Below are 22,052 nucleotides of genomic sequence, written 5' to 3' on the forward strand. Positions count from 1 at the left end.
CCTCTGCCTCACCGTTCTTATTCATTTCACATTAACTGTACATGCTGCCTCTTCGAGGCAGCTCAAATAGCTGTAAGAACAAGGAGTGAGCACCATAATGTGAATTTATGCATATAAATTCACATTGCGAACATTCGCAGTTCTTACTGTGTGAATTTGTTTTTAATTCACACTAACGAAGCATGGCTGCTTTTGCCGCAAATGCTTCATCAATACCCGATAATATAATAATGAATTTCCAATGGAATTCATTATTATATTATCTAAGAATTCAGCTCGCTGAATTCTTTATTCACACTAACATTACATGCTGCATCTTCGATGCAGCCCAAAACCCGGAAGAATCAAGGAACGAGCACCATTGTGCGAGTTTCGCAGGTTCTTCCCGTGTGAATTGCTTTTTAATTCACACTATTCCATTTTACTTTATTATCTGCCTTTAGATATCCCTCCATAATCCTCTGTTTACTTTCAGGCAGCTTTTGCACCGGAGTCTTGATATCCTTTATCTCAATTAAGCTGTCTTTTGTATCTGTCAAGAAGAAGGACCAAGTCTTATCCAGATTACCTGGCAGTGGGATCGAAAACAATTCCGGCTGAACCAGCACAGGCATTGTCCGGAGAAGGTACTGAAAGTTACTCATATGCTTATCATAGAACACACTGGGTAATGTCACTTTCTTGGTCGGTAGAAATCCTGTCCGAATGGTGATATCTCCGGAAGGATTCAATAAAAGCGTCAGTTCTTTACCTCCCTCTGCCAGCGTCATGTCAAAGGCATTCTGCGGAATTATATAGCCGGAGGCGCCTACGGACTCCTGAAGACTGGAGTACATATGTTGATAGCAGTTTTTTGGGGAAGCTCCTAGATAGAAGCCTACTAATCCATCTTCTACCTTACGGATATCACCCAGTCTTACTTTGAATATCTCCTGATCATACTGATTACAGGGTTGCTGCGTGTCCCACAGCTGGACATGGGCTCTTTCTTCCTTCTCAAATATATGAATGGATGCCCTGGTAAGTGCCAGTACCTTACCGAAACATAGCTGCAGAAAAGGATCTTCATTTGAAGGAAGAATAGAATTTAAACTGTGATCCAGGCATACCAGAAAATCATGAAGCGAAGCATCCTTTGTGATAAGACTCTCTACAAATTCTTTAAGATGCTCCTCTTCAATATCCGTGTAATCGAACCGGGTACCCGGGCTGCTCATCCATCTGCTCCCCTCCTCAGTGGTCTGAAGGAAGCCCAGCATACAGCCCTCAGAATTATATACCTGAAGATTATGATCCAGAAAATTAGGCACAATGTATCCAAAAACCGGTGTTGTCCGGGAATCCACCGCTTCTATGCTTTCGTCCTGAAAAGAAAGCCATTGAAACCGCATTCCACACGCCTGCATAAAACGCGGTCGTAGCAGAGCACCAGACTTCTCATTGGCCAGCTGCATACTTTCAGCGATATGGAGTTTATCATCCTTCAACAATATCCTCTTTCGCTGACCAAAGGAATCCACAATCCATATCTGACTAAGCTTCGCCATACCTGCCCGTACCGGAAGAAATTTTATGCTGTTACTTCCCACCCTAGGACTAGATACATATTGATTCAGATAGCTATTGATATCTCTTAACAAATCATTATGATTATTATCTATTGCGCAGGCCGGTATAAAAGGATACATATCCTGCATCAGTAAAGCTTCATGAAAGCCATCCAACTGTTGTGACAGAATGTCTGAATTCTTAAGACGTTCCATTACTTTTTGCAGTAAATCGTAATCCTGCTCTTCCTCGCCATAATCAGCAATCAGCTTATTCAGCATATCATACATATTAGTAACGGCATGTGGGAGAATCAGAGTTGTCCCCTGTAACTTCCAGGACTCTGCTGTCATTTCATAGCTTTCATTCTCAAAATCCATCTCCCCCAGCTTAAATTGTGAGAAAGAATCATCCTCAGAGATATTTTTCCTTGCCGGATGAATCTCTAGCTCCCATTCCATCAGCATCGGATTCCAGGGTTGGCTCCAGTCCTTATTGGAAATGTCAAAAGGGGCTTCCGACTGTAAGGCCAGCTCAGCTTGAGCGGCTTGGAGCTGATTTGCAGCATCAGATAAATCATCCTCCGAGTAAGAGATTCCAAGCTTACTGAGTGCCAATGCAGCAAGTGGAAGCCTGGCATTCGTATCCAGCAGAATGGCTTCTACTAACAGTCTCTCCTGTGGATTCTTATCCTTCTGGGACAAATCCGAATAAAAAAGTGATACATCCTTTCCCTGTATGGTAACGGTGATCGTATCTAGGGTATTCCTTCTACAGGGCAGCTGTTCGGCAGCATTGGTCTGTGTTCCCTGTTTAAAGCTTCTTCTTACGCCCTCTCCTGCTAAAAGGACAGCCGGAGGATTACTTATGTAACAACGGTAGGCTTCTTCCTTAACCAGTAAAAGATGCGCTTCCTTTAATCTCTCATTGATGTAACTATCCAAATTAGCTATGGCGGTATTATTCTTATTTATTGTTTCATGATTCATTTTTATCTGACCCAATATCATTTGAAGCTGATCAATAAATATACCTGAGTCAACCGTTCCAGATCCACGATCACTTAACAATCCCGAAAAATGATATTCTGCATTCTTGAGAACACCCGTTACTCCCGGTCCTCTCTTAATGCTAACATATTTCCACCAGTTAAAATATAGCTCTTTTACCAGAGTAGTATTCTTCGCCATAAGTGAATCTACCTCCGATTGAAGCTCGTTGATATCATTGATCTTTAGCGGTAGCTCGTTATCCATATCTTTACAGCTCTCTTCGGCATCCTTATCCTTACGTACCGTCCAGTGATATCCATATAGTTCGGAGGAAAACATCTTCTCATGAATCAGTTCCTCAAAATCGATTAAAGCATCCGGGTTATTCTGGTTATCCAAAATTGATAACAAATTGTATTGCATTGCATTCAGGATTCGTTCCAGATCGGCTGCATCCGGAATATTATCCCTGATCAAAGCAGAAAGTGCCTCAGCCGAAGTATTACCGATGGCTATATCGATGTCTTCCTCCGGTATTGAACTAGGATATTGATAATCCTTGCCATACCAGGTAACCCCTTTCACCAAACCATGACAAACAGTACAGTCTGGTAGATTCTCCATCTCTTTACAGACCCAAGAATACTCTTCCAAGGTATTCTCCACATCTTTATTGAGTGGGTCTTGGTTGCAATCCTCATAATACCCATCTACAAGATATGTAAACACACCTTCCTCATTATCCTCCATGGAATCGTAGAAACCGAATACGCTCTGACATTTTGGATAAAAAGCGGCAAAGGTTGTATCACCGGGTCCCACTGCCGTCAGCTGATCCAAATAATATCCGCTCGCTGTTTTCGCTGTTCCTAACTCTCTAACATCACCCTGATATCCATATAGCTGATTATTGTTTCCGGCACCTACCCATAATCCATCTTCCAGCTTCAGGGTCGGCAGGGAGGTCTTTGACATTCCATAGGGTGTCTCTGCATTATCATTGGTTACAAAATCACTCTCAATGATCCATGCCTTTCTAAGAATCTGATCCTTTTTATATTGAAGTCGTTGAACAACCCACCGATTTGGAAGGCTTGGGAATTCAATCGTTTCGTTCTGTACACCGCGCAGGAGGGCATCAGGCATGGTCCAATGCAGATGTATTCCCGGAAGTTCTGTTTTCTCCTGAAAAAATTGATTTACTGTGATATTGGATAAGGGCATAAATCTTAAATGATTATATTGCGGAACAAGTTCTGCAAAATTATCACTTTTGCTGCTTACCACGAGAGCCTCTAATATTATCGGTACATATAACGGGTCAGACTTCATATTCCGTCCCCCTTTCCTCTCTTGATCTGTATTCGGCAGCGGCAGCGTTTATAGATCATCTCGGATGCGAATTCTACCGCCGAGAAATATTTTCCTTGGTTATCCCCAAGCTCCTGCAAAATACTGCAGATAAGATTACCAATATCAATTACTCCAAAATCCTTATCCTTATTACGGAATGGTATAGGAACTGACTGATCCAAGCTCCGTCCTACTTCGCCTTCCTTTAAAGAAACCAGATCCTGCTCTATCTCTCCGCCTTCTTCATTAAAGCCAAAATATAGGCTCTGATTTGGCTGGGTAAATTCTATCTCCTCCATCTCACCGTCCACAATACATAATAGTATACTATCTGTCAGATGCTCCAGCCTCAATAATTGTAGCTCTGTACCATTCTGATAACAGCGTACCTCCAGACCGGGCCAGCCTGATGCCAACTGCGAATTCAGCAGAAAGCCAGTTCTGACCTGCTGCGGTTCGCTTTCTGTCAGAGCTGCATTGCAACGTAGATTTCTGACATTCATTGAATTAGCATATGACACAGTTCGGATCCCCGGCAAAGCCATGTTATCATGCTCGATATCCTGAGTCGAATGCCGACCGATACTCAGTCCTCCATCAAGCAGACAGGTAACCCAGTTAGGATCAAGATAAAAAATGCGTAAGGATTCCGGTGGAAGCATTGCCGTATCCGGAACCATATAAGACAAAGGAACTCCCTTAAGCAGTTCCAATTCAGCGAAGTATCGGTTCACCTCATCGTCTTTAGAATAGGCGAAGGATAAACTGCTAACTGCCCGCTGAAACCGCGTAGGCTCTCCTAATAATTTGCTATTTACAATATGAAAATCGATTCCCGAGGAAAACCAGGATTCCATTCAATTAACCTCCAATCCAAATAAAAAAAGATGATATACAACTACCAAAAGAATCGATCTGTATCTTTTTGATTAAAAAAATCCAGAAGAGCATGACCTGCTTTCCTAGCAACGGTGTTGTGTACTCCTTCTTTACCGAAACTGAGCTTATCCATGTCTTCGCCTCTTGTCTTTAATCTGCTTTCCAATTGCCTGTTCGCACAGATGCCTGCCAGCATACGAAGATTATTTGTACGACTGCGCATAATTTTAACCGCAATGGCTTTGCTGTTCATGGTAAGCAGTCTTCCTTCCTGCCAGGCAGCAGCATAGGATACATCAAACATTCCAATCTCGGGATCGTATTTATACAGACTGTCTGCACTATCAAAGGAATAGCCTGCATTTTCTATGATATTGGGGGTAAATGGTCCCCGGTAGAAGGATACAGTCTGGCTTCCTTCCCGTAGCTTATGTTGGACAGGAACAAAGCCATGAGAAAGAATTGCATTCGTAGACTCATTCTTTACAGTTTTGGAATAGGTCAGGCTGTTGATATCCAGCTTGTCGAACAAATCCTTTATATGCACATCACTGTCTGAGGAATAAAAATCCCAGCTATATAATACAGTCAGTCGGGCCGTTGCACCTTCAATCACATATTTATCTTCACCAAAGCATTTCACCATTTCAGGGATATTACCGTTCCCAATACATCTCTCATTGTTCTCATGTACCTCGTGATTGATGTAGCCCTCCAGGGATACAACATAGGCTCTGCTCTTGACATCATTAACCGGAAGTCTGTTTCCAATTAGGACAGAATGCATATCCGTCAATGGATCGTCTCCCACACTTTGCGCTGTGATATTTACCCTTCTGGTGTGACATAAAAATGTCAGCTCACTGGGAGTAGGCATAATCCTAAGAAAGAGATCTTTATCAAGATCAATGTAGTGACAGATTTCCTTCTTATTAAGTACATCAGTCTCCGGATAAACCTTACTTACCGGATCGGACTTAATCTCCTCGATTTCATTTCCACATAGCAAAAGCAGTGCCATCCAGGGTGTTTTGAAACGGGGTGGCGTCCCTGCTTCATTAGCAAGCATCGTAACCTGCTTAATTGGAGTCCGCTCCCAGGGCAGAGTTCTGCGCTGAAAAACAATGTGTGGTAAGGTTGTTCTAAATTTTCCTTTCATTCCCACCGGAGGATACACGGATTCCACATCCGCTTCCGCCAGACTAAAACGGGGGCCTTCAATCCTAATGTTCTGAGTCTGGACTGCCTGATAGCCTATTGCATCAATTTTTTGTGTGACCGATATCTGATATTCACCGCTTTGCATCGGAGGAACACAGGATTCTATATAGTCAATCTGAACTTTTTCCTCCTGACTATTTATTACTGCTTTCATTCTTATCACCTCCCATAGTTGCCAGCATCGGATGGTAGCAAAACTGGTCCTTTAGTTCCCTTGCCAAATAAGTCATATCATCAACAACCTCCGAGAAACCCATATCCTTAATTATGTCACCACGAATTCCTGCAACCAAAGGGTCTGCTATCGTACTGCTGATACTCTCGTAGGAGTTATCCTGAACGTAACTTTTCGCTTCAATCGCTAGCAACGGAGCCGGTATACATTCTATCAATGTTGTATCAACATCCTGCCGGTATTGTAATGTATAATATGATAACTGCTGTACAGTAATAATCATGCCTGTCAGTGCACAGATTGTATCCGAATGATCTTTCTTATTATGATCACCCCACAAGGCATAAGGAACCTGCTCCGTTATTTTTTGAAATGTTACCCGGGTATCTTCCGGAAGATTACTAATTGTTACCTCCTGGGTAGAATCAACTCCAGTCATTTTACATGGGTAGATATTGATTTTATCTCCTTGTGAAAATGTCTCTGCTCCGTTAAATGTTATTCTTGTCGAGGGCGCCTTACATTTTGTAATAATCTGCATGGTATCGGCACACATAATCCAACCTCGGCTGCCATCAAGCTCATATTCTCTAATCAAACCTGCACCTGCTAAAACAGCACAGCCTTCATACTCCTCCTGCTCAGCACCGAGCACGGAAGAGAGCTTTTGTTTCGCTTCCTTCTTTGGTAAGAAGCTTCGTCTAAAGTCTTCCGGCAAAATTGGATTCTGTGACCCCGGCGAACTATTAACAAAGTTAATATCAAAGGAAATACACCACAGCGATACATGCGCAATACCGGAGAAATCTGGTCCCCAGATATGTAAGCTGCAGCCCAGCTCCAGCCGAACCGTGAATAGCCACAGCTTGACTTTAACACCTATAAATATTCCTATGTAAAAATCGTAATAAAACGGTTTCCATTGGATATAGATATCAAGCGCTGCATCAAACCATGCTTCTACGCAGGATATGGAAAATACACATTTGATATTTCCACCCGCCATGATACAAGAGGGTGTCAAAGCAAAGTACAAGCCGCCTTCTGCATACAGATTCGAGCAGATTTTCCAGGATAATCCGATTCTTTTAGTTGTCGGATAGTGAGATGGCTTCACATAGTTTTTATGATAACCTCCCAAGGTGATCACAAAGTCTCCGGCATAATCACCAGCATACCAAACATAGAAAGCAAAGCCTCCTGTCAGGTGACAATCCTTAGAAAGAACATAAGAATCATCAGATAACATGGCTTCTACGGCAACCAGTCCACATTCCGGCTGAAACGATGCCTTGAGCAGCAGCTTGATATGGGCGATTACCTGGTTGTCCGATTTTGCGGGAATATCCAGCACGGATTCCCCTAAGACATCAATTTCAACATAATTACCAAAGGAAACCGTCAGAATTACATCTGACTTCAAAAGCTGAAATGTGGTAAAGGTTATTCCTGCCGCCAGCCAATAGTTTCCTTCCGAGATATAAAAATAGTTATCCAATTTTGTAATATCATTCAATGTCAAGGTACCGTCAATTAGCTTGAACATCGGAAAATCCTTCAAATGATCAATACTCGGAATAAACAGCCTTCTGTTGTAACCAAAACCGGCCGCAAAACCGGTCACAAAAAAACAAGGTGGCCCACCAATCGGTACCAGGATAGCTGCTGCAGCAAATACCGAAGTGACCGGTTTCTGGGCATAGGAACCGATAAGCGTGAAACTGAACGTTCCTAATTTGACCAAAGCCATTCCTGTATAAGCATCCGACGCTTCGGTATAGTAAAATGCTCCGGCTATTTCTACTGCAGAGGTCTTAACTCCTAGCTCAATTCCAGATATTGTAGGTCTGGTATCCATCAAGTCCTTGAAAGGTATCTTAACTCCTAAGCCTGCAAACGAGAACCTCAAGGGTCCAAGGCGAAAGCCTGCATTCAGCATAAGAAGAAGCACTCCATCACTCAATGCACCCCCGATTGCATCAAGAGAAACTGGACCAAAAGTTTTATTGACATCCTTCCATTTTACCTTACTATCTGCCGGACCCTCTTCAAATGCCACAAGTTTTTCATGATTGACAGTAGTTTTAAGCTTATCCTCATTATCCTTTTGCGGTGATACAATGCTAAATTCAATTGGTTCTTCCAGTTTACGATCGAGTAATTGAATATCCATTATCATCTTCAGCAAGAAGCCATCTTTTGAACTATAACCAACTGAGACCTTCTTAAACTTAACATCGCCATAAGGCTTAATATAATCTCCTATTAATGGCAGATTCGATAAAGCAAATTGATTAAGAATCAGGAATACTCCAAAACCGTTTTCTTTTCCATATTGAAGTTGAGTCCGTCCCAATACATTTTTATTGCCATCATCAAAATCCATAAAGACTGTATAAATTCCAGCTTTCCCTTGATATCCAAAGCCAATATCCATAATATTAATATCAGGCAGAAAGCTGACATCCAAATCCGCAATTTCAAAGCATTTTCCGCTTTCAGCCATAAGCTCATGTAATCCCTGAATTTGTCCGTTATTTATATATTCTCCCAGAAAAACAATTCCTTTGTCCTGCGAATATACTCCTGCTGCTTCGAATTGGAGCGAACCTAGACGAAAAATAACTGTAGCACCAACATGTAGATTCTTATCCATACCTCTCCTAATCCCTTAAAAATATGAGAGGAATTCTGGTTTTACAAAATCCCTCTCACACATAAGTCATAATTAAGCCGCTAATAATTTCTGGATATCACCCATCGTCATCTTGGATAATATATTAGCCCTCTCAGTATTCCATATATTAACAAATACAGAGTCTAAGGAGATGAATTGGAAGCCCAAATCAGCGTCATCTTTATTAATCGAGATACTAAAGGCATATTCTACAGTTGTCAGCGGAGAATCTCCTAAGTCCTTCGTAATATATAGGAAAATCTCATTCAATTTTACACGGTAGTTGCTAAGAAATGTAGGATCCTTCTTGTCAGCACTCATATAGTCCTTCATCTGATCAGTAACATCACTAGTCTTAACCGGATTGTCCGTACCACCGGACCACTGTTTCAGCTGATCATTGATACCATCACATATTTCCTGGATAGTGAAGGATTTGTCTTCCTGACCAGGTGTCGGTAACAATATAAATTGTATCTGTTTAGCTGTCTTTTCAAACACCGCTGTAAAAGATGTTCCAAGTAAAGTAAATGTTATACCTGCATTAATATTAACCGGTTTTACAATTGTTGAATTCCCCGTCACTAAATCATTGCCCATAGATATTCTCCTTATCAAATTGTTTAATAGTTGTAAATATTACCATTAATGTCATTTTTTTATCTATTTTTTACATTTTATAATATATCATCTCGTATTTCTATTGTCAATGATTCAGTTTGGATAATGGATATTTTAACAGGAGGTATGAAGATAGATGAAGAGTAAGAGAAACCTGATAATATTTATTATAGTTGCATTGGGAAGCGGTTGGTTGGGAGTTTTTGTTGACAACATTCTAACGGAACAACCGGAGGGTAATTCACTCGGCATGGGGTTATGGCTGATTCTTCCATTGATCTTTTCTGTCATTTTACGTATTATCAATCATGACTGGAAAGATGGAGGATTGAAGACACACTTTAAAAATAATAGAAAATGGTATCTGTTTACATAGCGGACTGTTATATATAGAAGATACGTTTACGCCCTTTTATATATTTAGTGTTTTTCTAAATCTGTATTCATAAACTATATAGAATTTTTAACACCCTTTTAGCGCACGTTACTGCCCACTATTATAATAGTAGCTTCTAAAGCTAAACACAAAAGCTTAAAGTCAGACAGTAACACCTTTGATGCATGTATCTCATAGTTATCTTCCATTGTTATAATTTATAACTTACCACAACATTTTTTAATTTCTTTCCACTGCCGCAAGGACATGGATCATTTGGTAGACTTTTTTCGTAGTCTTCGTCATCGTTCCATTAATTCCATTTTCAAAAGAAATGGATGAAATATCTGTGCTGTTGCATCCAGATCGATTTTTATACCCTTTTGACCTAACTGTTCTTGACCTTCAGCCAGCATTGCCGCTGCACGTGAACTTTTAGGAACAATCGTAGTAGTTCCCGGGTAAATTGTTGTCTGACGCATCACTTCATCCGGGGTATGGCTATTTTTGAAGATGCTTCTGTTAGTTTTTTAGCAATTATATGTTCAGCCCTTCTGTTCTTATCTTATATGGAACTTCATTTTCCTCACACCAATTCTTTGCTTTTTTACAAAGTGCAATCAGTCTCCAAGCATAATAACTTTCTGAAATTCCCAAATAATTAATTTCATCCTTAAAATTTCGATATGGTTTACGCCCACGCAGCACATGTAAAAGCTTTTCCTGATTTCTTGGATTTGGAGTAGCATATGCAAACTCCTCCATAATCTCATATTCATGAATCTCATACTGATTCGGAAGGCGAACGTATTTGTCTGTTGTATCAATTTCTTCAGCTAAAGTTTCATCTTCTTCATCCCTATCGCTCCATGTTCCATCTGATAAGGATACGATTTCTCCAGTTTCCATATTTAAATATTGTTCCCAACCATCCATTGTCGCTTCCATAGCATCTGCAATAGATTCGATATTAACAGTTACTTTTTCCATCATAAACCTCTCCTCTGACGGTAAATTCATTAGTAGAAATTATTAAATGCCGCGCAATCATACTGCCATTCATCCATATTCCCTTTGATTATAGTACAGAGATAATTATATTCTTCTTTCGATACGTATCCATGTTCATACATACACTTGTAAAATTTCTTAATACTTGCTGCCGTAGTTTTTATTGTTCCTGGCGTTGACCACATACACTTATGTATGAAAAAATAGCCTAAAAACATATCAATCTTACTGCCACAACCTTCCTGCATCTCGAGAGGATCTTCTCTTAGAAGATAATCATTAATATAAAACTCTACATTATCAACATGATTACTTATTGTTTTGTGTGTAAGACCAGTTTCCATCAAATCTCTTTCAAATATTTCAAGGTAGTTACTATTTTTTTCTTGTTGCTGCTTGCATTGCATTTCGTATTCTTCGTAGTTCATTGATATACCCTTTCTTCTATCACACAAACTCAATCAAATGGCAACTCTTCTACTTTCTTTTTAGGCTTTATACTTTTGTTATCTGATATAATCCCGGCTCTCCCAAATCTATCTTCATACATATCTCTAACCCATATTTTCACAGGAAGCTTCCACTGCTCATTTTTATTTGGAATATTTTTTATTAGGCTCTTAGGATTAAGTCCCATTTCTTTTGCCATTTGAATTTCTTCATCATTAAGCATACATCTTTTCTTAGCTTCTATCCATAATTCCTTACTATATTCCATTTAACATCATATCCTTTTCCTATCATTGATTTATATTATATCAAACCCAACGTAAAGGGTAAACCACTCGTTTGTAGGCATCCAATGCATTACTATCTGTGATATAATCTGCTGAGTTCATCCATCATGGCAGGTCTGTTTCCATATGCCATCCTCCAGTGTTTTGCAATTTCATTCACCATTTCTTCTCCACTTTTGATTGACAGCATCGTTCGCAATATTGAAACCAGTTCCTTATAATGCTTTCGGTCAGCTGTGCGGCTTGCCATCTTGTTCACTTCATCAGAATATTTTTGTAGAATTTCAGCCGGATACTCCGCCTTTAATACACTTGTATATTCTCTAAGAGCATATAGCCCGGAGGATCCTTTCACATACTCCAACAATCTGTCATATAATTTCTCTTCTTTATATAACCGTTCCACATGCGCATATTGAGGAAGACCTTCAAATATTTTCTCCCGTACATTAATCCATTCTTCTTCCAGGTATTGTGTTTTTAATTCGTGAAATATTTCGACATTTCCAGCATCATCTTTTATCATCAACTGCCATAACTGCTTTTTATAATCTTCTTCTTTACCGCAAATATGATATACATCCTTTAGTTCTCTGCTATAATCCCGCACAAGACCTGGAAGATTAGAATCCATTTGTAAGCTTTCCTTTAATGCAGTAATCGCCTCTTCATAATCTTTTTGATTAATATGTTCATTAATATAATATTTTCTGATGGCAGAATACTTCCAGTTTTCTTTACAATATTTTTCTATATCACTCCAACTCTTACCCATATCCTTCATGATTAAAATATGCTTTAGTGCCCACTGGGACGCATGGTAACTTCCACTCCATGAGTCAGAATCGTCTCTTTTCTCCATCACTTTCTGAGCTGAAAACTCAAGCTTAGCTTCCAGATACTTATTTTCAGTGAAGCCATCCATCAGAATCCGCTCAATATATTCCTCCATATAATCAATAATGGACCCATTCAGATGAGTTATGAACCAATCATACATTGTCTGCTTCGCTTTTTCATCTGCTTTTTCCAGAATCTCATTCCAAATAACATAACAAGAGTCTGCCAGAATTCCTGTTCCGCCATCCGAGTCATCCATGTCTACATTACCCACAGTAACAAATATGTAGCTCGTAAGCTCGAATGCCTCCATATAACAACCATCATCCAACATCATCTGAACATCTTCACATAGAAATTCCGCTATCTCACTAATAAAATCGCCAGCCTCATGATATCTGATAAAATGTTCTCTCCCCAGATACTTTTGAACGATTGAATCTACTTGCCTTTTGTACCTTTTCATATCCTCCTTAGAAATATCCGGGCTGATAAGCGTCTTAAAACGCGCATATAGCTTTTCATCATCACGTAAAATTGCAGTTAAAAATTTTCTTATCGTATGTTCATCTGTCTCCGCAACAATAATATCTATCTCTTTATCCTTGCTATCACTGACCCGAATGTTTTCTGTGCTTTGTGATTCGTTTACCGAGTTATTATCTATCCGCTCGTTATCCTTTATATCATTTTCCCATTCAAACAGCACCGCTGCCATATGTTTGCAATTTGATCCATTTTCCGCATATGGGCAGGAGCAATACATATCTGTAATTGCATCGTCTTGGAGAGTGATTTCCACATCATAAGCTTCCGTTCCACATACTGTTGCTGTTAGTACGTCATCCTTATACCCCAAATCTTCAATCGCCCCATTGCAAAAGTAATCATATCCCCGATCAAGTATATGCTCCATAAATAATTGCTGCCAATTCATATGTACTTACCCCATTCTGTATAATGTTTACCTCTAATCTCTTACCGAACATCTTTTTTCCTATTAACAGTAACAAAGCAATCATAGCTCTTAGCATCGTATCCTGTAAGTGTAAACCTATTGTCCGAATGCAAAAAATCCATTAACTGGTCATCATCGAATGCCAGATAGCCCTCCATATATAATTCCAGATACAGATCATAAACCATTCTTGGTTTTCTTTTTGTTCGCAAAAAATTATAACAATAATTTAAAACATCACCGCTGAGTCTCAAAACTGTAGGCCTAATAATCCAATCTATTGCGGTTTCATCTTTTCCAATAGCAAATAGTGCATCTAACAAGCTGTATTGTATATTTTGATCATCAGCATATTTTTGATGTAATGCATACAAAAAACTGATTGCTTTCTCATATTCCTTATTAAGCACATAAGCCTCTCCTAATTTGAATTGATCGTACTGATCATCAGGGTTATTTTCAGCTTTCCTGCGTCTGTATACTACCAGCCCCTTCCAATCCTTCTTATCAAGAAAATTGTTGTCAGCTTCCCATTCTTCAAATTTGTCATACTCGTCTTCCTTTTTCATTCCTAACCCCATTACTACCAACCGCAGCTATACTGTTCCGGAGCTTCGCCTTTAACCATACAGATCTGGCATTCCTCTGTATGTTCGGTCACAATATGTACTACCGTAATTTGAAAATGCCACTCATCCCCAAAATCAAATAAATATTCGAATTGCATTCCTTCATACAGCATAAGTTCAGCTAAAACCGTGTCTGCTTGCCATAATTCATCCTCACACTCCGGTATTAAGTACCTTCTTCGGAGAGTTCCAGAACCAATTTGAAAATAATATAAATGATCATTGTCAAAATCAACACTCTCTTGTATCAGATAATGCAAATCCTCCAGAGTAAACTGATCACCCATAATTATTTTCCTGACACAGGAACCAACTTCTATTTTAAATTCAATTGTATGAAGCCCTGTTTCCTCTCTAAATTCAAAAAAGCTCATCAACTTCTCTTCCTTGTCAACGGAATTATCTTTTACGATATTCCTTATGACCGGAAGCACCGTACTCACATTCAGAGTGTACCAAAATTCTCTGTCCTGCTTCTTCAATAGTTCTTTCCAGGCATGTCCTTCAGCCGTCTGATAAAGTTCTTTAACACGAAACTTATTATCTTTATCTTCTTCTGTTTCTTCCGTCCAGTCAATACGAATTAATTGGAATAATGCAAAAATCCGAATCTCCGGACTATAATTCTGTTTACAGAATGCTGCTATCCTTCTCCCAAATGGATCCGACAGTGTTGTTGACCTTATTTATTCACCGAAATATTTTGAATCATAACCATCAATTCGTCAGCAACTTGCTCTACCGAACGATTATCTATGAAATACTTATTTCTGATTTTTTTAAAATCCTCCTTGCATATACAATATTTTCATGTATATCTTGGATATAATAATCTTTATGCTGCTCCTTATACTCATCTTCCTTATAGATATTATCATTTTCATCAAAAAAAAACAATCTTTGAAAAATATGTTCTTCTGAATCCTGTAATTCAATTGCAATTACCTGTTCCAAATCAATAAGCGAGTTGAAATTTCTTGCATTATAAATAGGACTTACTGCAATAACCACATTATCCTCATATTCTTCGCACAAATCCTTTAAACTCTTCCCCTTAATCTTATATCTTTCATGTGGAAATGGATTGTCACTCATAAATTATTCTAAGCTCATTTGAAATCTTTTCTTTATTTCGTCATCCAAATCACAAAAAGAATATCTTAACCTTTTAGCAAATTTCTCACCTATTACAGTCTTTCCTACATATGATACACCAAAAAGCATAATTATCATTATTATTATACCCATGTCTTTCTTTTATTGTTGAACTATTCTCCTGTATTTTCTCCCCATGCTATCTCCAATTAAGAGCTTGACCTTGCAATGGAAGAGCAATTAAATTACCAATACGACTAGCAACATCCTGAGAAGGATACATTCGGTCATAATAATGAAAAGATTTCAAATTAATAGAAGTGGATCCCTTGTCCAGTAAAAGAAAGCCAAAACTTCTTGCTATAGATGCCGCTATTGGTCTTTTAAAGAATATCCATACATGAGCACCTCTTCCAGAACGAGACCTTTCAACCAATGATTTGATACCATTCTGCTCGCACTTTTTTCTTAGTGCATCTACTTCATCATGCCATTCTTCATCTGTATTAGCAAAATCTGGTTCCTTATCTTTATTTATATCATACATCCTTCATTAGATTTTACACCCTTTCGCGTACGTCGGCTTCTGACCTTTTCTACCTGTTAAATTAATAGCATTTAGCGGACAACTTCCGAGGTACGCCATCTGGTTATATGCCGTTACACTGTTTTTCAAACCCAGATTAAAAAGTAAATAATTTTAAGTAATAACACAGATACATATTCAGCAAAACCGCCAGCAAACCCGCATAAAATCAAGCTTTCTTCGATAGCAAGCAGACCGTCTCCACATGTACCGTTCCCGGGAACATATCCACTGCACACACCTTTTCCACCTCATATCCCTTCGCCAGGAATACATCCAAATCCCGGGCTAGTGAGGTTGGCTTACAAGAGATATAAACTATCCTTTTCACTGAAAAATCAATGATCTTGTCCAGTGCTTTTGGATGTATTCCATCCCTCGGGGGATCAAGGACAATAATATCCGGCTTATCTTTCAGTGAATCAATCACCTTTAGCACATCTCCTGCAATAAACTCACAGTTGGATAATCCGTTCAAAGACGCGTTCTCTCTTGCTGCTTCCACCGCTTCCTCCACTATCTCCACACCGGTTACCTTCTTCGCTACCGGAGCCAATAGCTGGGCTATTGTTCCTGTTCCACTGTATAGATCGAAAATCGTCCGATCCTTCGTTTCGCCAACATATTCTCTTACCTTGGAGTACAACACCTCTGCTCCCAGAGAATTTGTCTGAAAGAAGGAAAAGGTGGATATCTTAAATTTTAATCCCAATAATTCTTCATAAATATAATCCCGGCCATAAAGTACTTCCATGTAATCGCTCTTTACTACATCCGCCTGGCTATCATTGTTGGTATGCAATATTCCAACTATATTTCCCTGTAAAGGAAGCTTTCGTAACTGTTCTACCAGGGGTTGGAATATACTATCCTTATCATTATAATTCTCTCCAGACTCCCGCACTTCCTCTAATTGAGAGGTTGTGATCAGGTTAATGAGAATTTCTTGGGTTTTTACAGCCTTTCGTACTAGTAAATGTCTTAAATAACCCGTATGGGACAATTTATGATAGTAGTCCAGACCATGATCAGATGCAAACTTTAATACACAGTTTAAGATCATATTATAATCTTTATCCACAATTGCACAGTCATCTACGGTAAGGATATCGTGAAAGCTGCCCTTCTTGTGAAGACCTAATGCTAATGGTCCTCCCTTGTATTCATCTCCAAAGGAGAATTCCATCTTATTACGATATCCCCATTCAGTCGGGCTAGCCAATATACCTTCAAATTCATATTCCTTACAAACCGAATCGATCAGCCGTTTTACCTGACCTTTCTTCATCTCAAGCTGATCTTCATAGGGCATGGTTTGATAACTGCATCCACCGCAATTTCCAAAATGCTTACATACCTTTTCCCTTGTTTCTAACGGAGATTTTTCAAGAACCTCTAATAATTTCCCCTCATATTTTTCAGCGCGTTTCTTATTCACCGCAAAGGAGATCTTTTGACCTGGAACTACATTTTTAACGATTACCTTATTACCTTCTATTTCTACAACTCCCTTATTGGGAAAGTCCACTCTTTGAACGATTCCTTCGTATATCTGACCTTTTTTCATCTATTAACAGGATTATCCGTTACGAGCACTCAAAGAACCAACTTCATGCCTATAATAATCCTTTCCTCCTTCTTCCTATTTCCTTTATTCATTTTCTATCCAAGTACTCATTATAAGGTTAATTTGCTTGTTTGTCTATGCCTTCTGCTTATTTGCACTTTACCTTCCATTTCGGAACCTTTCGTCTCGTTCCTTAATAAATTATAGTATAAATAATTCTGCTAAGTATGGGCAAATATCCAGATTCACGCCCTTAGATTGTGGACATTAGTATGATCAGTTGGAGGTATCTTATGCAGCACAGAATAAAAGTACCCTCGAGACTACTGAATAAGAAGGGAGAACTAATTCAACGCGAGTATGCCCTTACTCCTCTGCTAAAATATCGGAGAAGGGATGTTGCGCGTAAGTTAAGATTAAAAGAATGGGATTATTATTTGATATATAATGAGGAACATGCAATCGGTCTCACCATAGGAAAAAGTAACACACTTTTGTTAATCAGTGCGACCCTAATTGATTTTTCAAAGAAGCAACAGCATACGAAAAGTATACTTCGAATTGTTCCAGATCGTTATATGAGTATGCCGGAATCTTCAGAAGAGGGAAATATCATATATCGTAACTCCGGTGTGACGCTGGCTTTTACCCATCAAGAGGGTTGCAGGCAGCTATATCTTAATATGAAAAAGTTTCATCATGATTCCGATTTAGAGGTACATTTAAAGCTCTGTCAGGAGCCCAAAGACTCCATGGTAATAGCTACTCCGTTTAAGGACAATTCGAAAGACTTTTATTATAATCGAAAGATAATTGGTATGAATGCATCTGGCAAGGTGACCTTAAGTGGAGAAAGCATATCCTTCTATCCCACTAATTCATTCGGTCTCTTGGATTGGGGACGTGGCGTATGGCCCTATAAGACGACTTGGTATTGGGGTGCTGCTCAAGGTAATGTCTGCGGTAATGTATTCGGCTTTAATCTTGGTTATGGTTTTGGTAACACTTACGCCGCTACAGAGAATATGCTCTTCTATAACGGCGTTGCCAGTAAGCTAGCAGATATCAAGTTTCATATTCCTAAGGATGGTAAAAATCAGTATGACTATTTAAAGCCTTGGAAAGTCACATCCTTTGATCGACGCCTTGAAATGGAATTTACACCTATCCTCGACCGAAATGTGTATTGGAATGCAATTGCTTTCTCGACAAATCAGCATCAGGTATTCGGAAAATACAGCGGAAACGCTACCCTTGACGATGGCACCATTATTTATGTCAAGGATTTTCCGGGATTTATCGAGCATGTTGAAAACCGTTGGTAGTATTATTCCTTGTAGTACAACACTCCGGCAGCAAATATAACGACACAAAGTGTAAGAAACAGGAGTACATTAACTGTATTCGACATGGTTCCCCCTATAAATATAATTGTGGCACCGATAATAGCAAATACGGGACAAATAATACCTTTAAACGTACTATGAATAATCATGTCTTTTCTCATTTTTATAACTTTAACATATAAGATAATATAGCATAAATAACTAAATATAATGGAGATTTCGCTTACATCTCCACCCTTAAGAAGGTTATTCTTTTGAACCAGATAATGAATTAACATCCACACAGAAGAGCTAACGAAGGAAATAATACAGGACCATACGGAAAGCTGTATTCTAGGATTTACTCTTGTTATCTTATCTGCATATGGTAGCATTCTTTTACTTGCTAAGGCATATGGCATACGTAAGCTTCCTAAGATTACTCCATTTATAACTCCCAATACGGATATCAGTACAAAGGTCAGCAAAATACTCTCTCCATACCTTCCAAACAGTAATTCACCGACCTTTTTCACCGCATCATCACCGGTGGAAAGAATATATTCTGCACCTAGAATCCGATTAAGTCCAAGAAAATACATAAGATATACTCCTAGTACAATCATGGGGCCGACAACTAAGGCAATCGTCATATTCTTATTAGGATTTTTCACTTCGTTCGTAATACTGGTAGCAACCACCCATCCATCAAAGGAAAAGGCAATCGGTGCTAATGCGGCAAGCCATCCAAAGCCAACATCAAATTGTGATACAAGCTGTATTCCTTCTTCTAACTCCGGAGCAGAGGCAGTCCAAAATATACTGATAATGGCGATCCCCAATAATGGAATTAGCTTAATAAAGGTTGATAGATTTTGAAAATACCCGCCGATGAACACGGAGAATATATTAACAGAATAAAACAGGATCATATAAAATAACCCTATAGCTACCTGTGTCTCCAGATTATTATCCATCTTAAACAGCAGGCAGGTATAAATGCCCGCCACCCAGGATATCACAGATACTAATGTAGGAAAATATACAAAATTCTGGAACCATCCAAAGCCGGAAGACATTTTTAAAGAAATAAAGTCTTCAAAATAACCTACCACTCCACCGTTTTTCTTCGTTCGAATGGAAAATTCGGTCAGTGAAAGGCTTCCGAATATGATGCCAAAGGCTCCAATGCAAAATACTAAGATACTTAGCCAAAGATTACCGCCCGTATAGCTTAGAATATCATCACTCTTAAAAAAGATACCGGAGCCGATTACAATGCCTATAATCATAGTTGTAGCCGTAATTAATCCGTAATGCTGCAATGGTTTTCCTTCTTGATCATCAGCCGTCTGATAATTATGACTATCGTTTCTATTATTCTGGCCCCTTTCACTCCTCCATTCCACATCTTGCTTTCTTATCTTATTATGTTTCTTCATAGTCTCTCCATATTCCTTTACTCTCAGATTAGTATATCCCAAAAATTCGGAAGAATTGCAACTGTTATTTACAACAACCCTATAATAATACAGGTATTTTTCCGATTTGTATAGAGGAAATATGAGAGACTATATTTTACAATATCCTGACCAACTCTACGATCCAACGTATTGGGCTGCAAAGGCTTAATATCTTAAGTAATCCCGGCATGGCTTCAATCGCAATAAAGTACCTCCCAGTTAATTATGCAATTAATGCGAAATATGCGATTACAAGAACGCCCAGTACAATACGATACCATCCGAATGCTTTAAAGTCATTCTTCTTAATATATCCAATTAAGAAACGAATGGCAACGACGGATAGTAAAAAAGCAACTATCATACCAGTAAGAAGGATTGCAATTTCCATACTGCTAAAGTTGAACCCGAACTTTACAAGCTTTAGTGCACTTGCTCCAAACATAACCGGAATGGATAAGAAGAAGGAATATTCTGCGGCTATGTACCGAGACGACCCAAGTAGGATAGCACCCAGAATGGTTGCTCCCGAGCGTGAGGTTCCCGGAATTACGGATAAGACCTGAAATAAACCAATCATAAATGCAGTCTGATAAGTTAAATCCTGAAAACTGTTAATCTTTGCTGTTTTTCCTTTATTCCTGTTCTCCATCACTATAAAGAGGATACCATAAAGGATTAAAGTAACGGCAACCGTCTGATAATTATAGAATATCTCATCAATTTTATCATCAAACAGCACACCAATCACACCCAGTGGAATAGCTCCAACAACAACTTTATACCAAATCTGCATCGTATCCAGCTTTTCTTGTTTTGTCTTCTTAGGCGAAAATGGGTTTAATTTATTAAAGTATAGCAAACATACTGCCAGTATTGCTCCTAATTGAATTACTACAAAGAACATCTCTTTAAATTCCTCAGAAGCATTCAGCTTAACAAATTCATCCACCAAAATCATATGTCCGGTACTGCTAATCGGAAGCCATTCAGTTATTCCTTCCACAATACCTAACAATATCGCCTTCAACAACTCAATAATTTGCATGCTCTTACCTCCATAAATAATAATTGGGTCAATCATATCAATCATAATTCAGTTTACTAAACATTACAAGTGAAACTTCACCGCCTGCCAGATAACTTTTTAAGCTAAACGATAACAATGATTGAGAGGGCCACTACCCTTACCCAAGTTTAGATTTGCCTCAAGAGCACCCGTAATATAGCTTTTTGCAGCTGCTACACCATCTCTAATACACCTGCCTGCAGCAAGATTACATGCTATGGCGGTGGAAAGGGTACACCCAGTACCGTGGGTATTAGGATTACTCACCTTATATTGCTGGTACCAGTGACAAGCTCCCTCTTCATAAAGTAAATCATCACTGCACTCTTCCAGGTGTCCTCCTTTTATCAGTATACTTCCTGAATAGTGTCGTGCTATTACTTCTGCAGCCTTTTGCATCTCTTCCTTTGTTCTGATCGGGAAACCGCAGAGGCACTCTGCCTCCGGTATATTGGGTGTAATTACTGTAGCCAAAGGTATCAACTTCGTAATCAACGCATCAATGGCATTATCCTGAAGAAGCTTGCTTCCACTTGTTGATATCATGACCGGATCCAGTACTATATTCTTTAACTCATATTGCTTCAGTTTGTCTTCAACAATATCGATGATATCTTTGTTAGCCAGCATACCAATCTTAACAGCATCCGGATAGATATCAGAGCATACCATATCCATCTGTTTCTCTATAAATTCCGGTGTCACTTCCATTACGCCACTGACACCAGTTGTATTCTGAGCAGTTAAAGCAGTGATTACACTCATGGCATACATATTGTGTACGGTTATCGTTTTAATATCTGCCTGTATTCCAGCTCCTCCACTACAATCCGAGCCTGCTATTGTAAGAACCTTTTTCATAATGATACCTATATTCTTACTCCATCATGGAGTAGATTATTTATCCTTTCATTATATTTTCACCTTATG

At 39.0% G+C, this 22,052-nt stretch carries 20 protein-coding genes and 2 pseudogenes; 2 read left to right on the forward strand and 20 right to left on the reverse strand.

Features of this window, described 5'->3' with window-relative positions:
- Window positions 1–401: 401 nt before the first annotated feature.
- From H0486_RS12050 to H0486_RS12070, 5 genes are all read right to left on the reverse strand, one after another.
- Window positions 402–3,872 carry a hypothetical protein gene (locus H0486_RS12050; RefSeq protein WP_228353226.1) on the reverse strand — a complete coding sequence of 1,157 codons (3,471 nt, stop codon included), beginning with the start codon at window positions 3,870–3,872 and terminating at the stop codon, window positions 402–404.
- Window positions 3,869–4,750 (reverse strand): hypothetical protein, encoded by an 882-nt coding sequence (locus tag H0486_RS12055; RefSeq protein WP_228353227.1) that lies wholly within the window; start codon window positions 4,748–4,750, stop codon window positions 3,869–3,871. Before H0486_RS12055 ends, H0486_RS12050 begins: the two co-directional genes overlap by 4 nt.
- Window positions 4,751–4,791: 41 nt before the next feature.
- Entirely contained in the window at window positions 4,792–6,147 is a 1,356-nt protein-coding gene (locus tag H0486_RS12060; protein WP_228353228.1) for a hypothetical protein, read from the reverse strand.
- On the reverse strand, window positions 6,128–8,824 hold the full coding sequence (locus H0486_RS12065) for a DUF6603 domain-containing protein (protein WP_228353229.1): 2,697 nt from the start codon (window positions 8,822–8,824) through the stop codon (window positions 6,128–6,130). Before H0486_RS12065 ends, H0486_RS12060 begins: the two co-directional genes overlap by 20 nt.
- 72 nt (window positions 8,825–8,896) lie before the next feature.
- Window positions 8,897–9,445, reverse strand: a complete 549-nt coding sequence (locus tag H0486_RS12070; protein WP_228353230.1) for a hypothetical protein — start codon at window positions 9,443–9,445, stop codon at window positions 8,897–8,899.
- A gap of 157 nt (window positions 9,446–9,602) precedes the next feature.
- On the opposite strand from H0486_RS12070, the gene H0486_RS12075 reads away from it, so the two are divergent.
- The gene (locus H0486_RS12075) at window positions 9,603–9,842 is read left to right on the forward strand and encodes a hypothetical protein (protein ID WP_228353231.1); all 240 of its coding nucleotides are present in this window, start codon (window positions 9,603–9,605) and stop codon (window positions 9,840–9,842) included.
- Window positions 9,843–10,053: 211 nt separating this feature from the next.
- On the opposite strand, the pseudogene H0486_RS18800 reads toward H0486_RS12075, so the two are convergent.
- From H0486_RS18800 to rlmD, 12 genes and pseudogenes are all read right to left on the reverse strand, one after another.
- Window positions 10,054–10,101: pseudogene (locus H0486_RS18800) on the reverse strand (hypothetical protein); the annotation flags it as partial.
- Between the two features lie 43 nt (window positions 10,102–10,144).
- Entirely contained in the window at window positions 10,145–10,324 is a 180-nt protein-coding gene (locus H0486_RS12080) for a hypothetical protein (protein ID WP_228353232.1), read from the reverse strand.
- A gap of 55 nt (window positions 10,325–10,379) precedes the next feature.
- Window positions 10,380–10,835, reverse strand: coding sequence for a UPF0158 family protein (locus H0486_RS12085; protein ID WP_228353233.1), 456 nt, complete (start codon window positions 10,833–10,835; stop codon window positions 10,380–10,382).
- Window positions 10,836–10,861: 26 nt separating this feature from the next.
- The gene (locus H0486_RS12090) at window positions 10,862–11,281 is read right to left on the reverse strand and encodes a hypothetical protein (RefSeq protein ID WP_228353234.1); all 420 of its coding nucleotides are present in this window, start codon (window positions 11,279–11,281) and stop codon (window positions 10,862–10,864) included.
- A gap of 29 nt (window positions 11,282–11,310) precedes the next feature.
- Entirely contained in the window at window positions 11,311–11,571 is a 261-nt protein-coding gene (locus H0486_RS12095) for a hypothetical protein (protein WP_228353235.1), read from the reverse strand.
- Window positions 11,572–11,663: 92 nt separating this feature from the next.
- The gene (locus tag H0486_RS12100) at window positions 11,664–13,367 is read right to left on the reverse strand and encodes an SWIM zinc finger family protein (protein ID WP_228353236.1); all 1,704 of its coding nucleotides are present in this window, start codon (window positions 13,365–13,367) and stop codon (window positions 11,664–11,666) included.
- Between the two features lie 41 nt (window positions 13,368–13,408).
- Window positions 13,409–13,957: a tetratricopeptide repeat protein gene (locus H0486_RS12105; RefSeq protein WP_228353237.1), complete on the reverse strand. Its 549-nt coding sequence runs from the start codon at window positions 13,955–13,957 to the stop codon at window positions 13,409–13,411.
- A gap of 14 nt (window positions 13,958–13,971) precedes the next feature.
- Window positions 13,972–14,499: a plasmid pRiA4b ORF-3 family protein gene (locus H0486_RS12110; RefSeq protein WP_228353238.1), complete on the reverse strand. Its 528-nt coding sequence runs from the start codon at window positions 14,497–14,499 to the stop codon at window positions 13,972–13,974.
- 271 nt (window positions 14,500–14,770) lie between these two features.
- Entirely contained in the window at window positions 14,771–15,028 is a 258-nt protein-coding gene (locus tag H0486_RS12115; RefSeq protein ID WP_228353239.1) for a hypothetical protein, read from the reverse strand.
- Between the two features lie 87 nt (window positions 15,029–15,115).
- Complete coding sequence (locus H0486_RS18805; RefSeq protein ID WP_408647603.1) at window positions 15,116–15,265, reverse strand: shikimate kinase; 150 nt, start codon at window positions 15,263–15,265, stop codon at window positions 15,116–15,118.
- 58 nt (window positions 15,266–15,323) lie between these two features.
- Window positions 15,324–15,638: pseudogene (locus H0486_RS12120) on the reverse strand (TOTE conflict system archaeo-eukaryotic primase domain-containing protein); the annotation flags it as partial.
- A gap of 229 nt (window positions 15,639–15,867) precedes the next feature.
- On the reverse strand, window positions 15,868–17,265 hold the full coding sequence (rlmD, locus tag H0486_RS12125) for a 23S rRNA (uracil(1939)-C(5))-methyltransferase RlmD (protein WP_228353240.1): 1,398 nt from the start codon (window positions 17,263–17,265) through the stop codon (window positions 15,868–15,870).
- Window positions 17,266–17,558: 293 nt separating this feature from the next.
- Between rlmD and H0486_RS12130 the strand changes: the two genes are divergently transcribed.
- Entirely contained in the window at window positions 17,559–18,590 is a 1,032-nt protein-coding gene (locus tag H0486_RS12130) for a DUF2804 domain-containing protein (protein ID WP_228353241.1), read from the forward strand.
- Window positions 18,591–18,592: 2 nt separating this feature from the next.
- Here the strand turns inward: H0486_RS12130 and H0486_RS12135 are convergent, their stop codons facing one another.
- From H0486_RS12135 to thiD, 3 genes are all read right to left on the reverse strand, one after another.
- The gene (locus H0486_RS12135; RefSeq protein ID WP_228353242.1) at window positions 18,593–20,032 is read right to left on the reverse strand and encodes an APC family permease; all 1,440 of its coding nucleotides are present in this window, start codon (window positions 20,030–20,032) and stop codon (window positions 18,593–18,595) included.
- 244 nt (window positions 20,033–20,276) lie between these two features.
- Window positions 20,277–21,101 (reverse strand): undecaprenyl-diphosphate phosphatase, encoded by an 825-nt coding sequence (locus H0486_RS12140; protein WP_228353243.1) that lies wholly within the window; start codon window positions 21,099–21,101, stop codon window positions 20,277–20,279.
- 99 nt (window positions 21,102–21,200) lie between these two features.
- Window positions 21,201–21,983 (reverse strand): bifunctional hydroxymethylpyrimidine kinase/phosphomethylpyrimidine kinase, encoded by a 783-nt coding sequence (gene thiD / locus H0486_RS12145; RefSeq protein ID WP_228353244.1) that lies wholly within the window; start codon window positions 21,981–21,983, stop codon window positions 21,201–21,203.
- Window positions 21,984–22,052 lie beyond the last annotated feature (69 nt).

It is taken from the genome of Variimorphobacter saccharofermentans, from assembly GCF_014174405.1.
In the GTDB taxonomy this organism is placed as follows: Bacteria; Bacillota; Clostridia; order Lachnospirales; family Lachnospiraceae; genus Mobilitalea; species Mobilitalea saccharofermentans.